This window comes from Mesorhizobium sp. BR1-1-13 (assembly GCF_020165515.1).
Classification (GTDB): Bacteria; Pseudomonadota; Alphaproteobacteria; order Rhizobiales; family Rhizobiaceae; genus Mesorhizobium.
Map to the genome: position 1 here is coordinate 1 of NZ_JAIUIH010000025.1, position 12,762 is coordinate 12,762.

15 protein-coding genes, 1 pseudogene and 1 riboswitch are annotated in these 12,762 nt (G+C 63.9%); of the genes and pseudogenes, 11 read left to right on the top strand and 5 right to left on the bottom strand.

What is annotated here, in order from left to right; genetic code table 11:
- The coding region (locus LB533_RS29635; RefSeq protein WP_224678876.1) for an autotransporter outer membrane beta-barrel domain-containing protein at positions 1 to 1,011 on the top strand (1,011 nt) is incomplete at its 5' end.
- A gap of 99 nt (positions 1,012 to 1,110) precedes the next feature.
- Here the strand turns inward: LB533_RS29635 and LB533_RS29640 are convergent.
- On the bottom strand, positions 1,111 to 1,734 hold the full coding sequence (locus LB533_RS29640; protein WP_140643958.1) for a LysE family translocator: 624 nt from the start codon (positions 1,732 to 1,734) through the stop codon (positions 1,111 to 1,113).
- Between the two features lie 17 nt (positions 1,735 to 1,751).
- The gene (locus LB533_RS29645; protein ID WP_181169602.1) at positions 1,752 to 1,976 is read right to left on the bottom strand and encodes a hypothetical protein; all 225 of its coding nucleotides are present in this window, start codon (positions 1,974 to 1,976) and stop codon (positions 1,752 to 1,754) included.
- A gap of 239 nt (positions 1,977 to 2,215) precedes the next feature.
- On the opposite strand from LB533_RS29645, the gene LB533_RS29650 reads away from it, so the two are divergent.
- From LB533_RS29650 to LB533_RS29665, 4 genes and pseudogenes are all read left to right on the top strand, one after another.
- Positions 2,216 to 2,983: a L,D-transpeptidase gene (locus LB533_RS29650; protein ID WP_224678877.1), complete on the top strand. Its 768-nt coding sequence runs from the start codon at positions 2,216 to 2,218 to the stop codon at positions 2,981 to 2,983.
- A gap of 110 nt (positions 2,984 to 3,093) precedes the next feature.
- Positions 3,094 to 4,260: a diphosphate--fructose-6-phosphate 1-phosphotransferase gene (locus tag LB533_RS29655; protein WP_140643962.1), complete on the top strand. Its 1,167-nt coding sequence runs from the start codon at positions 3,094 to 3,096 to the stop codon at positions 4,258 to 4,260.
- Positions 4,261 to 4,348: 88 nt separating this feature from the next.
- Entirely contained in the window at positions 4,349 to 5,068 is a 720-nt protein-coding gene (locus tag LB533_RS29660; RefSeq protein ID WP_140643964.1) for an MBL fold metallo-hydrolase, read from the top strand.
- 197 nt (positions 5,069 to 5,265) lie between these two features.
- Positions 5,266 to 6,795: pseudogene (locus LB533_RS29665) on the top strand (DegQ family serine endoprotease); the annotation flags it as partial.
- Here the strand turns inward: LB533_RS29665 and LB533_RS29670 are convergent.
- Positions 6,730 to 6,900, bottom strand: coding sequence for a hypothetical protein (locus LB533_RS29670; protein WP_224557558.1), 171 nt, complete (start codon positions 6,898 to 6,900; stop codon positions 6,730 to 6,732). The pseudogene LB533_RS29665 and the gene LB533_RS29670 sit on opposite strands and share 66 nt — an antisense overlap.
- Here LB533_RS29670 and LB533_RS29675 point away from each other — a divergent pair.
- Together LB533_RS29675 and LB533_RS29680 are read left to right on the top strand one after the other, a co-directional pair.
- A complete protein-coding gene (locus LB533_RS29675) occupies positions 6,893 to 7,504 on the top strand; it encodes a molybdopterin-dependent oxidoreductase (RefSeq protein WP_140643968.1) in 612 nt (203 codons plus the stop codon). The two genes, LB533_RS29670 and LB533_RS29675, sit on opposite strands and share 8 nt — an antisense overlap.
- Positions 7,501 to 8,265 carry a ferredoxin reductase gene (locus LB533_RS29680; RefSeq protein ID WP_140643969.1) on the top strand — a complete coding sequence of 255 codons (765 nt, stop codon included), beginning with the start codon at positions 7,501 to 7,503 and terminating at the stop codon, positions 8,263 to 8,265. Before LB533_RS29675 ends, LB533_RS29680 begins: the two co-directional genes overlap by 4 nt.
- A 134-nt stretch (positions 8,266 to 8,399) precedes the next feature.
- On the opposite strand, the gene LB533_RS29685 is transcribed toward LB533_RS29680, so the two are convergent.
- A complete protein-coding gene (locus tag LB533_RS29685; RefSeq protein WP_140643971.1) occupies positions 8,400 to 9,500 on the bottom strand; it encodes a hybrid-cluster NAD(P)-dependent oxidoreductase in 1,101 nt (366 codons plus the stop codon).
- A gap of 19 nt (positions 9,501 to 9,519) precedes the next feature.
- The gene (locus tag LB533_RS29690; protein WP_140643973.1) at positions 9,520 to 10,767 is read right to left on the bottom strand and encodes an aromatic ring-hydroxylating oxygenase subunit alpha; all 1,248 of its coding nucleotides are present in this window, start codon (positions 10,765 to 10,767) and stop codon (positions 9,520 to 9,522) included.
- A gap of 130 nt (positions 10,768 to 10,897) precedes the next feature.
- Positions 10,898 to 11,100: riboswitch (cobalamin riboswitch) on the bottom strand.
- Between the two features lie 479 nt (positions 11,101 to 11,579).
- Here LB533_RS29690 and LB533_RS29695 point away from each other — a divergent pair.
- The 4 genes from LB533_RS29695 to LB533_RS29710 all read left to right on the top strand — a co-directional run bounded on the left by LB533_RS29695 (position 11,580) and on the right by LB533_RS29710 (position 12,636).
- Positions 11,580 to 11,777, top strand: a complete 198-nt coding sequence (locus LB533_RS29695; protein WP_140643974.1) for a DUF680 domain-containing protein — start codon at positions 11,580 to 11,582, stop codon at positions 11,775 to 11,777.
- A 70-nt stretch (positions 11,778 to 11,847) separates the two neighbouring features.
- Positions 11,848 to 12,054: a DUF680 domain-containing protein gene (locus LB533_RS29700; RefSeq protein ID WP_224678879.1), complete on the top strand. Its 207-nt coding sequence runs from the start codon at positions 11,848 to 11,850 to the stop codon at positions 12,052 to 12,054.
- A 68-nt stretch (positions 12,055 to 12,122) separates the two neighbouring features.
- Positions 12,123 to 12,329 carry a DUF680 domain-containing protein gene (locus tag LB533_RS29705; RefSeq protein WP_140643977.1) on the top strand — a complete coding sequence of 69 codons (207 nt, stop codon included), beginning with the start codon at positions 12,123 to 12,125 and terminating at the stop codon, positions 12,327 to 12,329.
- A 70-nt stretch (positions 12,330 to 12,399) separates the two neighbouring features.
- Positions 12,400 to 12,636, top strand: coding sequence for a DUF680 domain-containing protein (locus tag LB533_RS29710; RefSeq protein ID WP_140550374.1), 237 nt, complete (start codon positions 12,400 to 12,402; stop codon positions 12,634 to 12,636).
- Positions 12,637 to 12,762: the final 126 nt, after the last annotated feature.

Consider the following 12,762-nt stretch of genomic DNA (forward strand, 5'->3'; position numbering starts at 1 on the left):
CCCCCGCCCGTCCCGACTGCGGTGCCCGATCTTCCGACGCCCGCGGCAGGGGAGGAAATCCTGCTCTACCGCGTCGAGGTGCCGGTCTATTCGGCGGTGCCGCCGGTGGCCGAGCATCTGGCGATGACCACGCTTGGCACTTTTCATGAACGGCGTGGCGAACAGAGCCTGTTGTCGAACACCGCACTTTCTCCGGTCTGGGGCCGTATCTTCGGGCAGGACGCGAAGATGGGTTGGTCGGGAACGGTTTCGCCGTCTTTCGACGGCACCCTGTTCGGGTTCCAGGGCGGCTTCGACGTGTTTGGCCGGGAAACCGCTTCAGGTGGCGTCGACCGTGCCGGCCTGTTCATCGCCTATGCCAGCATGAATGGCGATGTGCGCGGCCAGGCGCTGGGGCAGAACGATCTGGGCGTCGGCGACATCGATCTCGGCGGCACCAGCGTCGGCGGCTACTGGACCCGTATCGGTCCCGGGGGCTGGTACGTGGACGGCGTCGTCATGGCCACTTTTTTCAGCGGCGATGCGACCTCGACCCGCGACATCGGCATCGATGTCAAGGGAACCGGCGTCACCGCTTCGCTGGAAGGGGGCTACCCGATCGCGCTGGCGCAAGGCTGGACGCTCGAGCCGCAGGCGCAACTGATTTGGCAGCATCTGTCGCTCGACGATGCCGAGGATCGCTTCGCGTCGGTTTCATTCGATCTCGACGACAACGTCACCGGGCGTCTCGGCCTGCGCCTGCAGGGCGAGACGACATTGAACGGCACCGCGCTGCAACCTTACCTCAAGGCCAATCTCTGGCACGGTTTCGGTGGCACGGATCACGTCAACTTCGACACCACCGACATCTCGACCGAAAGCCGCTCGACCTCGTTCGAATTCGGCGGCGGCGTGATCGCCAAGGTGACGGACAAGGTCAGCCTCTTCGCCACCGGCGACTACACCACCAATCTCGGCGGCGACAAGCGGCGCATCCTCGAGGGCAATCTCGGCGTCAGCATCAAGTGGTGAGACGCGCTGTTTTCGTGCGCAAAGTCGGCGCTGCCCCTCATCCGCCGGCAGGCAGGTGAGGGGCAGCGCTGACGCTGTGCGTTGAGCGAACCCCTTTGTTCAACTCCCCGAACGCATTGCCACCGTGGCGATGCCGGCGCCGACCAGCAGCGTGCCGCCGGTGCGGTTGAAGACGCGGATGGCCCTGGGGTTGCGCACAAGGTTGCGCGCTCGCGACGCGATCAGCGCGTAGCCGAAGGCGTTGGCGAAGGCGAGCGCCAGGAAGGTCGTCTCGAAGATCAGCATCTGCGTCCAGAAATCGGCGTGCCGGTCAAGAAACTGCGGCAGGAAAGCGACGAAGAAGGTAATGCTCTTCGGGTTGAGCGCGGTGACCAGCCAGGCATGCCCCGTCATCCTGGCGGAGGACACGGCATCGGTGCGCGGCTCGGCCTTGAGCGCGCCGCCGGCGCGGAACAGTTTTACGCCGAGATAGACCAGATAGGCGGCGCCGATCAGCTTCAGGATCGTGAAGACGGTGGCCGAAGCCGCCAGCAGGGCGCCGATGCCCAGCATCGACAAGGTCATCGCCGTGAAGTCGCCCAGCGCCACGCCGACAGCCATCGGCAGTGCGGTGCGCCAGCCCTGGCCGAGCGCATAGGACACGACCAGAAGGATGGTCGGTCCCGGAATGACCAGGAGGATGGTTGACGCGGCAGCGAAGGCGGCCCAGTTTTCGAAGGACATGCTCGTCTCCTTTGAGCTCAAAGAAGAGGATAAATCCTTCGGTCCAAGAGAATGTAAAGCGGATTGTTTCCAGGCAATACCGGACGGAGAACGCCTCGCATTTTCCTGGAATTGCCGGCTCCAATTCCGCCATGGCAGCTCGCCACCACATCGGCAAGGCTGACATTGGCCCCGAGAACTGTCGCGGGGGCGACAATGGCCGCGGCAAAAAGCTTGATGTCGGTTTTCAAGGTCTTGCACATGGAGCCCCTCGCCGGTCACCAGGAGAGGTAGGAAGCACTGGCGCCGGGATTATGATCCGACCGAAGTGATTTTGCGCAGGCGACGCTGGTTCGCAGTCGACAGAGAGGGCGCAACGGCGCCCAGTCAGCCCGCAAATACAGACAGCGCAAGGCCTTCACGCTTTATCAACCATGAATGATGAAAATGCCCGTCATCCGGCCGGACCGTGCTTCCCGCCGACAGCGTAGGGTTTGGGTACATGCGTGAGTTGCCGCAAGGTCTGACGCCGCCGCGAAACGGCGACGCAATCGAAACCGACAGTCTTCTCTCCCGCCGCGCCGTTTTATCCGGGGCAGGGGCGTTGGCCTTGCTTGGCGCCGCCGGCTGCTCGACTTCGGGCGGCGGCCTGCCGGCGCTCGAGCTTGACGACACGGTCACCGGTTCGCTGCGGCCGATCCGGCCGAGCATCAGCGTCGACAAGAACATCACCAGTCCCGACCTCATGTACGCGTCCCTGAGCGACGGCGGCTTCAACGTGCCCGAGGTGCCCTACCTCAAGATCAAGCCGGAATTCCGTCGCCAGATCGTCGTCGACCAGACGGGCGAAGCGCCCGGCACCATCGTCGTTCATCTCAATGAGCGCATGCTCTATCTCGTTCAGCCGGGGGGCGACGCCATCCGCTGCGGGGTCGGCATCGGCAAGGACGGCTTCCGCTGGTCCGGCCGCGCCAACATTCAGTACGGAAGGGAATGGCCCACCTGGACCCCGCCGCCGGAAATGATCGCCCGCAAGCCGGAATTGGTAAAATGGCAGGGCGGCCAGCCCGGCGGCCTCACCAACCCGCTCGGCGCGCGCGCTCTCTACATCTATCAGGACGGCAAGGACACCGGCTATCGCATCCATGGCTCGCCCGAATGGTGGAGCATCGGCCAGGCCATGTCATCGGGCTGTGTGCGCCTGATCAACCAGGACATCATCGACCTCTACAGCCGCGTTTCCAAGAAGAACCCGGTCGTCGTCGTCTAGCTCAAGCCTCACCTCGCGGCCGCTGGCGCGGCCGGTCGTTTCTGCCGTTGCGCGATGGCCAAAGACAGGCGAAGGTACCTGAAATTCAATCGCCCTGGAGAATTTCACCAATGGCCGGTACTTTCGTCATCGCGCAGGGCGGCGGCCCGACGGCCGTCATCAACCAGACCGTGGTCGGGGCGACGCTGGAGATCCGCAAGCGGCATCCCGGCGCCAAGGTCCTGGGTTCCATCCACGGCGTGCGCGGTATCCGCGACGGCAATTATGTCGACCTCTCCGCCGTCCCGGAAGACCGCCTGCGGCTGATCGCCGGAACGCCGAGCGCGGCCCTTGGCTCGACGCGCGACAAACCGGATGCAGCCTATTGCGAGGTCGTCCTCGACGGCCTGAGGAAGGCCGGCGCGGATGCCTTCATCTATATCGGCGGCAATGACACGTCGGGCACGCAGCAGATCCTGACCGATGCCGCCGGCGGCAAGATCGCGTTCGTGCATGCGCCCAAGACCATCGACAATGATCTCGAGGAGAACGACCACACGCCGGGTTTCATCTCGGCGGCCGAGTTCGTCGCCGGCGCTTTCCTGTCCGTCGATCTCGATTTTCGCGCTCTGCCCGGCATCTATGTCGGCATCGTCATGGGCCGGCACGCCGGCTTCCTCACGGCCGCGGCCGCGGCCTGGCAGCTCGATCCCGACAGTGGTCCGCATCTCGTCTACGTGCCGGAGCGGCCGTTCTCGGCCACAGCCTTCATCGAGGACGTGCGCGCCACGCTCGACCGCCACAAGCGCTGCATCGTCGCCGTCTCGGAAGGGGTCAGCACCGCCGACGGCAAAGCGCTGGTTGAAAGCCTGGTGCCGCCGGAGAAGCTGGAGCGCGACCAGCATGGCAACGTCAAGCTATCGGGCAGCGACCTGCCGGCGGCACTCGAGCGGGCGCTCGCCGAAGGGCTGCCTGGCAAGCGCGCCCGCGTCGATGCGCTGGGCTACATGCCGCGCGGCTATGTCGGCGCTATCAGCGCCGTCGACGCGCAGGAGGCGTTCGACGCGGGAGCTTTCGCGGTCACCGTGGCCGAACAGGGCGGCGGCTCCGTGGCGCTGCAATATGACGGCGCCAAAACCGTGCTGAAGAAGGTGCGGCTGAAGAACGTCGCCGGCAAGACCCGCCACATGCCCGAGAACTTCATGAAGCCGGACGCCAACCATTTGTCCGACGCCGGCATGGCTTACCTGAAGCGGCTGGTGCCGGAAAAATACAAGGTCGGAAAGCCCTTCGTCTGATGTCGGGACCATACTTGATCCCAGGCTCACACCTGATCCCAGGCTCACACTTGATGCCAGGCTCACGTTTGATGCCGGGCCGCTTCTGATGGAGAACTGGTTCAGCAGGAGCATCGTCGACGACAAGACGACCATGCTGACCGAGCCGTTCGTGCATGACTATGTGCGCGCCAACATCTGGCATCTCACCGGCCGGGACGCCGACCTTTTGGTCGATACCGGCATGGGCATCTGCCCGCTGGCGCCGGAGATCGAAACCCGGGCCGGCAAACCGCTCATCGTCGTCGCCACCCACATCCATCTCGACCATGTCGGCTCGCTGCATGAATTCGCGCTGCGGGCGGGACCGAGGATGAGCGCCGCGCAGTTCGAGAACATGGATGAGGCGGCGACTTACGCCTACATGTTCCATGACCTCGACGGCGCCGTCTCGCGACTGCCGGTGCCGGGCTGGAAGGCTGCGGATTACAAGATTCCGCCAGCGCCGCTGACGCGCACCCTCGACGAGGGCGACGTCGTCGATCTCGGCGACCGCCGCTTCCGCGTGCTGCATCTACCCGGGCATTCGCCGGATTCGATCGCGCTGTTCGACGAAGCAGACGGCCTGTTCTTCAGCGGCGACGCCATCTATGACGACCGGCTGATCGACGACCTGCCAGACTCGGACAAGTCGGCCTATTGCCTCACCATGCGGCGCCTGCTCGACCTGCCGATCCGCATCGGCCATGGCGGTCACGGCCCGAGTTTCGACGGCGAGCGCATGCGCGAGATCGCCTCGGCCTATCTCAGCCGAGCGGCTAGTCCATAAGCCAGCTCTAAAATTAAATCTTCGTAAGGTCGCCCGAAAACCCTAAATCGGGCCAATCCGCGCCCTAGATGCTGGTTTGTCGATCCGGCCGGCTGCCATGCGCGGCGAGACAGGCAATCCGGCTGTCGACAGCCGACGGGTGTTTTTCCCCGAACCATCCGCGGCCCAAGTTCAACTCTCGCCCGGACAGAACGACCATGTCACCCATAAGCATTCTTCATAGACATCGCGTCGCGGCCCTGCTGGGCGCTGCGCTGATCATTTCTCCCATCGTAGCCTCCTTCGCCGAAAGCCCGAACGACGTCCGCAACGCCGTCGGTACGACACAGACTCCCGTAGCCGGCGTAACGGCCCCGAACGGCTCCTTTGCCCCTATCGTGGCAGCCGACAAGCCGGCCGTGGTGACGGTTACGACCGTCATGAAGGGGCAACCGGATGTCATGAGCGATGCCTCGCCCCTGGACGGCGGCGGCTCGCCTTTCGACGACTATTTCCGCCAGTTCTTCGGCGACCAGGGCATGCCCGGACCGAAAGCGCCACCGCAGCAGTCGCAGCGCGCCGAAGCGCTCGGATCCGGCTTTATCGTCGGCGCCGACGGCACCATCGTCACCAACAACCATGTCATCGACGGTGCGAGCTCGATCAAGGTGACGCTTGACGACGGTACAGAGCTTCCCGCCAAGCTGGTCGGCCGCGACGCCAAGAACGACCTTGCGGTGATCAAGATCAAGGCCGACAAGCCCCTGCCGACGGTGAAATGGGGAGATTCCGATAAGTTGATGCCGGGCGATCAAGTGCTGGCCTTCGGCAATCCGTTCGGCATCGGCACCACGGTCACCTCAGGTATTGTCTCGGCGCGCGGCCGCGATCTCCACAGCGGGCCGTTCGACGATTTCATCCAGATCGATGCGCCGATCAACCACGGCAACTCTGGCGGTCCGCTGGTCGATGTGAGCGGCAACGTCGTGGGCATCAACACCGCGATCTATTCGCCCAATGGCGGCAGCGTCGGCGTTGGCTTCGCCATTCCGTCCGACCAGGCGCAAAAGGTGGTCGCCAAGCTGATGAAGGGCGGCGAAATCGAATACGGCTATCTTGGCGTCCAGATCCAGCCGGTGACCCAGGACGTTGCCAGCGCCATAGGTCTCGATCACCCCGGCGGCGCATTGGTCTCCTCGGTCACCGAGGGCTCGCCGGCGGCCGCGGCCGGCATCCAGACCGGCGACCTCATCACCGGCTTCGCCGGCCAGGAGATAAAAGACCCCAAGGACCTGTCGCGTGCCGTCGCCGATGTCTCGCCCGGCAAGAAGGAAACGCTCGACGTCTGGCGTAATGGCAAAGCCATGCAGCTTTCCGTCGACGTCGGCCGCAATGGCGACGATGCGCAGACCGCGTCGGTATCTGGTGATTCCGGCGCGCCGGGAAACGGGCAGGGGGCCCGCTTGCCGGCGATCGGGCTCGGCCTGATGGACATCACGCCCGATATTCGCCAGCAGATGAACCTCCCCGACAACCAGCGTGGCGCGGTGGTCGCCGCCGTCAATCCCGACAAGGCCGCGGCGGCTTCCGGCGTCCAGCCCGGCGACATCATTATCGCCGTCAACCAGATGCCGGTGAAGAGCGCCAGGCAGGCCACGCAGGCGATCGCGCAGGCCGGCAAGTCAGGCCGCAAATCGGTGCTGCTGCTGGTGGAACGAGGCGATGCCCAGATCTATGTCGCCGCGCCCATCAAGATTCAGGTTGCCCGCCACCGCGTCTTCGAGAACACTGCGCAAGGCCGACACATGGCCCGACATCTGGGCCCGATGCAGGGGAATTGCCGCAATGGTCACGCGAGGTTTCTTTTCAGGTCGGCGTCCACCGACGGATGGCGACGCGCGCATCCCGCCCGGCCAATATCTCGAGCAAGGATTTCCGGTGCTGTCGGCGGGGCCGACGCCGCGCCTGCGCACCGAGGATTGGTCGTTCACGCTGAAGCACGGGCCGCGCCCGATCAAGAAATGGAATTGGGCCGAGTTCAATGCGTTGCCGCTGACCAAGATGACGCGCGACATCCATTGCGTGACCGCCTGGACCAAGTTCGACACGCTCTGGCAGGGCGTGCTGGTCGACGATATCCTTGCGGATGCCGGCATCGAGCCGCCGACCGCCTTCACGCTGGCGCTATCCTTCGACGGTTACACCACCAACGTGCCGACAAAGGATCTCACAACCGGCAAGGCGATGGTGGCGCTGCTCTACGAAGGCAAGCCGATCACGCCCGACCATGGCGGCCCGGCGCGGCTGCTCGTCCCGCATCTCTATTTCTGGAAATCGGCCAAATGGCTGAACGGCCTGCAGTTCACAGAACGCGACGAGCCCGGCTTCTGGGAGCTGCGCGGCTATCACATCTATGGCGACCCCTGGCGCGAACAGCGCTACACGGACGATCCATGAGCGAGGTGCCGTCGGCACAATCACCCGGGCAAACACTGTCGCCCTGGCAGACAGCCAGGATCGTCCGCATGGAAAAGCGCACGCCGCGTGTCACCAGCTTCTTTTTCCAGCCGTCGCGGCCGTTTGCCTACCGGGCCGGACAGCATGTCGATGTCAGGTTGACCGCGCCTGACGGCTATCAGGCGCGCCGCGCCTATTCCATCGCCTCCGCGCCGGAGGTCGGTCCGGTGATCGAACTGGCGATCGAAAGGCTCGAAGACGGCGAGGTCTCGCCCTTCTTCCACGAGGTCGCCGCGGTCGGCGACGAGATCGAATTGCGCGGCCCGCTCGGCGGACATTTCATCTGGCCCGATGGTGATGAGCGACCGCTTCTGCTGGTCGGCGGCGGTTCCGGCGTCGTGCCCTTGATGTCGATGGTCCGCCATCGTGCCGCGCAGAAGTCGACGATGCCGGTCATCCTCGTCTTTTCGGCGCGGCTGTGGGACGAAGTCATCTTTCGCGACGAGCTGATCGGCCTCGACGATCGCGACGACGGCTTCGGCCTTGTGCTGACCCTGACGCGTGAAGCCGCGCGCCGGCCGACGGATTATTCGCGGCGGATCGACGTCGCCATGATGATACAATCCATGGCGCGGCTGCGCCGCCCGCCCGGCCTCGCCTTTGTCTGCGGCTCCAACGCGTTCGTGTCCGCCGCCGCCCAGGCGCTGATCGATGCCGGCATTCCAGCGGCTATCATCCGGACGGAGCGCTACGGCGTCTGAGATCTCCGGCTGCCGCCGCTCCTTGGGTGCAGCGGCGCGCAGATGGGGTTGTCGGCCGTCCCACAGCCTTGCAGCAGGAAAGGATCAAACACTTGACCCCTCCTTGCAAGAAAGAGCGGCCAGGCCAGCGGCTCTCAGGCCTCGATGTCAAGCGCCGAGAGCGGCTTGGAGCAGCAGGCGAGAATGAAGCCGTCCTCGATCTCATGATCGAGGATGCCGCCATTGTGGCTCATCTCGACCTCGCCTGAGAGCTTCTTGACTTTGCAGGTTCCGCACAGGCCGAATTCGCATGCGGCGGGGATTCTGACTCCCGAGGCGCGCGCCGTCTGCAGCACCGTCTGGCCGGCGACGCATGCGGCATCGACATCCGAAATCGAGAACCGGATCGGCGTCGCGGCTTCGACAGGAATGGCTGCGCCGTCTCCAGTCGGCGAGGCGAACGGCGCCGGGATTTCCTCCACCAGCGGCGCTGCAAAGCTCTCCTGATGGTATCTCGCCATGTCGAAGCCGGCGGCTTCGAGCATGCCGCGCACGGCACGCATGAAGGGGTCGGGGCCGCAGCAGAAGATTTCGCGCTCTCGGAAATCGGGCGCCAAAATCGGCAGCCGGATGGCATCGATGCGGCCCATATGGCCGAACCAGCCCTCCCGGCTCGACCGCTCCTCGATCATGAAACCGAGCGACAGGCCGGGCATGTGGCTGCCGAGCAATTCCAGCTCCCTGCGGAAGATGATCTCTTCGGGGCGGCGGGCGCAGTTGACGAAGCCGACATCGGTCCATGGCGCGCAGTCATTCAGCCAGCGCAGCATCGACATCATCGGCGTCACGCCGGAGCCGGCCGAAATGAACAGATATTTGGCCGCCGGGTGGCTGTGCAGCGAAAAGTCTCCGGCCGGCCCATACGCCTTGACGTGCGAACCAGGCCTCAAATGGTCGAACATCCAGCGCGTGCCAGTGCTGCCGGCCTGCGCCTTCACCGTCACCGCGATCGAGAACGGCCGCGAAGGCGAAGACGACAGCGTGTAGGTGCGCATCAGCAACCCATCCGCTGTCGGCAGTTCCAGCGTCACGAACTGGCCCGGCTTGTAGCGGAACCAGGTCTGGTTGTCGGAGCGGAAGGTGAAGGTCTTTACATCAGGCGCCTCGTCGCTCACGCCGATCACTTCCAGCACCTGGAGCCTGTCGTTCCAGGGCGCCATCTGATCGAGATGGCGATAGAGGCCGAGATCCGTCATCGCATTCATCCCTCACCTCTCAAGCAACGCTGCGCAGGGCCGGCCGGCCGTCTTCGGCGAGCCGCGGACCGATGAAACGCGCGTACCAGTCGACGAACTGGAGGACGCCGCCTTCGTGCAGTTCGGAATAGGGACCGGGTTCATAGGCCGGCGACAGGATGCCGAAGGCGTTTTCCTCGACGATGCGGCGGTCCTGGTCGTTGGTCTCGGTCCAGACATGGGTGAGTTCGGCGAGGTCATAGTCGACGCCCTCGACCGCGTCCTTGTGAACCAGCCATTTGGTCGTCACCGCGGTCTCAGTGGCGCTGATCGGCAGCACGCGGAAGGTGACGGCGTGGTCGCCGAGGATGTGGTTCCAGGTCGTCGGATAGTGATAGAGCAGCAACGAGCCGATGCGGTCGGTGGCAACGCTGTCGGACAGGTTCTTCTTGACCGCGCGTTTTCCCGTCATCGTGTAACTGACGGCATCGCGCAGCAGCGGCGCGCGGGTGGCACGGTATTGTCCGGCCGGGTCGATGCGGAACTCGCTCGGCAGGCCGGCGGCCTCGCATTTGGCCCAGTGCGCCAGCATCTCCGGGTCGCTGTCGGCGCCTTGCACGCCGGTCACGGTCGGCGCCTCAGGAAAGGTCTTGCAGAGCTCCGGATGGTTGCCGGCGCAATGATAGCATTCGCGGTTGTTTTCCCAGACCAGCTTCCAATTGCCCTTCTCGACGATGGTGCTCTCGAAGGCGACCTTTGCTTCGCGCAGCCGGTGCGGCGCCAAATAGGGTTCGATCATCGTCCGCATCGGCGCGAAATCCGCCGGCTCGTCGGCGAGGCAAATGAAGATGTAGCCGCCGACGCTTTCGCAGGCGACCGGCTTCAGGCCGAACTGGCTCTTGTCGAAGCCCTCGGCCATCTGCCTGGCGAACAGCAGCCTGCCGTCCAGTTCATAGGTCCACTGATGGTAGGGGCAGACGAGCTTCGCCGCCGTGCCCTTGTCGGTGTTGCAGACGCGGCTGCCGCGATGGCGGCAAGAATTGTGGAAGGCGTTGATGTTGCCCTTCTGGTCGCGCACCAGCACGACAGGATAGTCGCCGATCTGCACGGTGATGAAGCTGCCGGGCCTGGGCAGTTCGCAATCATGGCCGATGAACAGCCAGTCGCGGTACCAGATCAGCTCCATGTCGAGCTTGAAGTAATCGGCGTCGGTATAGAAGGGCTGCTCGAGTGAGAAGCCGTCCCTGCGGCCTTGCAGCCGTTTCAGCATGTCGTTGCGCGCATCCATGTCCTGTCCTCGCATTGAAGTCCTGTCCTCACATTGAAGGACTGAACGGAGGGGAGAGAGGAAGGATCAAGCCGCGCGCCGGCTTGCGCCGGACATGCACCATCCGCCTCTTGACCGCCCGCCGCGATCAGTCGAGTCCAACATCTCAGGCTGGTTTCCGGGCTCTGGAGCTGTCCTTGCGGACTGTCGCGACACCTTCCCAGGCCTTTGCCCAGTGGTCTCCCGTTGCGACCTGAACTCCACCACCGTTGCGGGGGCAGCGCCGGATTCTGACCGGCTTCCCAATTCTCCGCCTCGTCGTCACGCGGCGGCACCTGAGATGGCAGGATCTAACCATGATCGCCGACTTGTCGTCGGCATGAAAACGACATCGCATCCATGCCGCGCGACACGCATGGGAAACGGTGCGGCCGTCGTTGAAGGGGCAGAAAGGCTCGGCTCGCCGCCTCGGAATTCAACTCGTGGCGGACCAAAAAAGGTTAACAGTTTCGAAAAGTGACTATTAGCGTCCACTAAAATCGAACCGAACGGTTCGTTTCTGTTGACGATGCGTGCAGGACGGTGTGAACACTGGGCCTTCGACACAGTTGGTGATCGCACGGTCTGTTAAAATAAGTACTTGATAATAAAGGGAAAAAAACGAATGTAGAAGGCCTTGGCACAATTTCAAGTAGTGGAAACTTGGTCCACACGGAAAAACTTCGTGATTGGAAATGGCGCCATGGCTTTCCCACATCGGGGCTGTCCGAACGACGCGATTTCCTCCCAAGACACGCCGCTAGACGGACGGAAAAATACTGGAGTATCAAAAAATGAAAAAGATCATTCTCACTGCCGCCGCCCTTCTGGCTGTTTCCGGCAGCGCCTTCGCTGGTAGCGACCACTATGGTTCGAATGCCCCTGCGGCCACCGCCGTCGACAGCTCGTACACCGCTTCGACCAAGAAGTCGGAACCGGCTGCCCAGACGCCTGTCCAGGGCGCCGATCGCAACCTCTTCGGCAACAACTAAATAGCCGATCTCCAGTTGACGGCGGGCCTTCCGCCGTCCTGGCGGAATTTGAGAATTCAGGAGACTTGAAATGAAGAAGATCATCCTTGCTGCCGCCGCCGTTCTGGCCGTTTCGGGCAGTGCTTTCGCCAGCAGCGACAACTATGGCTCCAATGGCGCCAACCAGCCTACCGTCACCTCGACCGACAGCTCGTACACCGCTTCGACCAGGAAGTCGGAACCGGCTGCCCAGGCCCCTGTTCAGGGTGCCGACCGTAACCTCTTCGGCAACAACTAACAGCCGATCTCCAGTTGACGGCGGCCTTCCGCCGTCCTGGCGAAATTTGAGAATTCAGGAGACTTGAAATGAAGAAGATCATCCTTGCTGCCGCCGCCGTTCTGGCCGTTTCGGGCAGCGCTTTCGCCGGCAGCGACAACTATGGCTCCAATGGCGCCAATCAGCCCGCGGCCACCTCGACCGACAGCTCGTACACCGCTTCGACCAGGAAGTCGGAACCGGCTGCCCAGGCCCCTGCTCAGGGTGCCGACCGTAACCTCTTCGGCAACAACTAACAGCCGATCCTTCAGCAGCTGGCGGGTAAGCCCGCCACTGCGTGGAATTTGAGAATTCAGGAGACTTGAAATGAAGAAGATCATCCTTGCCGCCGCCGCCGTTCTGGCCGTTTCCGGCAGCGCTTTGGCCGCCAGCGACAACTACGGCTCCAATGGTGCCAACCAGCCTGCCGTCACCTCGGTCGACAAGTCGCACACGGCTTCGATCCGCGACAGCGGTTCGCCCGTCTACAAGCTGCTCAATTCGTCGGGTGACGTACAGAAGTCCGCCCCTCAGGGCAGTGACCGGAATCTCTTCGGCCACTAACGGCCGAAGCTGATACCAAACAGGAGCGGGGGGGGGGGGGGGGGGGGGGGGGGGGGGGGGGGGGGGGGGGGGGGGGGGGGGGGGGGGGGGGGGGGGGGGGGGGGGGGGGGGGGGGGGGGGGGGGGG

Coding starts and splice junctions, on each gene's coding strand:
- LB533_RS29700 (WP_224678879.1), top strand. CDS start 11,848: ATGAAGAAGATCATCCTTGCTGCCGCCGCCGTTCTGGCCGTTTCGGGC.
- LB533_RS29695 (WP_140643974.1), top strand. CDS start 11,580: ATGAAAAAGATCATTCTCACTGCCGCCGCCCTTCTGGCTGTTTCCGGC.
- LB533_RS29685 (WP_140643971.1), bottom strand. CDS start 9,500: ATGACGGATCTCGGCCTCTATCGCCATCTCGATCAGATGGCGCCCTGG.
- LB533_RS29680 (WP_140643969.1), top strand. CDS start 7,501: ATGAGCGAGGTGCCGTCGGCACAATCACCCGGGCAAACACTGTCGCCC.
- LB533_RS29640 (WP_140643958.1), bottom strand. CDS start 1,734: ATGTCCTTCGAAAACTGGGCCGCCTTCGCTGCCGCGTCAACCATCCTC.
- LB533_RS29675 (WP_140643968.1), top strand. CDS start 6,893: ATGGTCACGCGAGGTTTCTTTTCAGGTCGGCGTCCACCGACGGATGGC.
- LB533_RS29710 (WP_140550374.1), top strand. CDS start 12,400: ATGAAGAAGATCATCCTTGCCGCCGCCGCCGTTCTGGCCGTTTCCGGC.
- LB533_RS29660 (WP_140643964.1), top strand. CDS start 4,349: ATGGAGAACTGGTTCAGCAGGAGCATCGTCGACGACAAGACGACCATG.
- LB533_RS29650 (WP_224678877.1), top strand. CDS start 2,216: ATGCGTGAGTTGCCGCAAGGTCTGACGCCGCCGCGAAACGGCGACGCA.
- LB533_RS29655 (WP_140643962.1), top strand. CDS start 3,094: ATGGCCGGTACTTTCGTCATCGCGCAGGGCGGCGGCCCGACGGCCGTC.
- LB533_RS29705 (WP_140643977.1), top strand. CDS start 12,123: ATGAAGAAGATCATCCTTGCTGCCGCCGCCGTTCTGGCCGTTTCGGGC.
- LB533_RS29645 (WP_181169602.1), bottom strand. CDS start 1,976: ATGTGCAAGACCTTGAAAACCGACATCAAGCTTTTTGCCGCGGCCATT.
- LB533_RS29690 (WP_140643973.1), bottom strand. CDS start 10,767: ATGGATGCGCGCAACGACATGCTGAAACGGCTGCAAGGCCGCAGGGAC.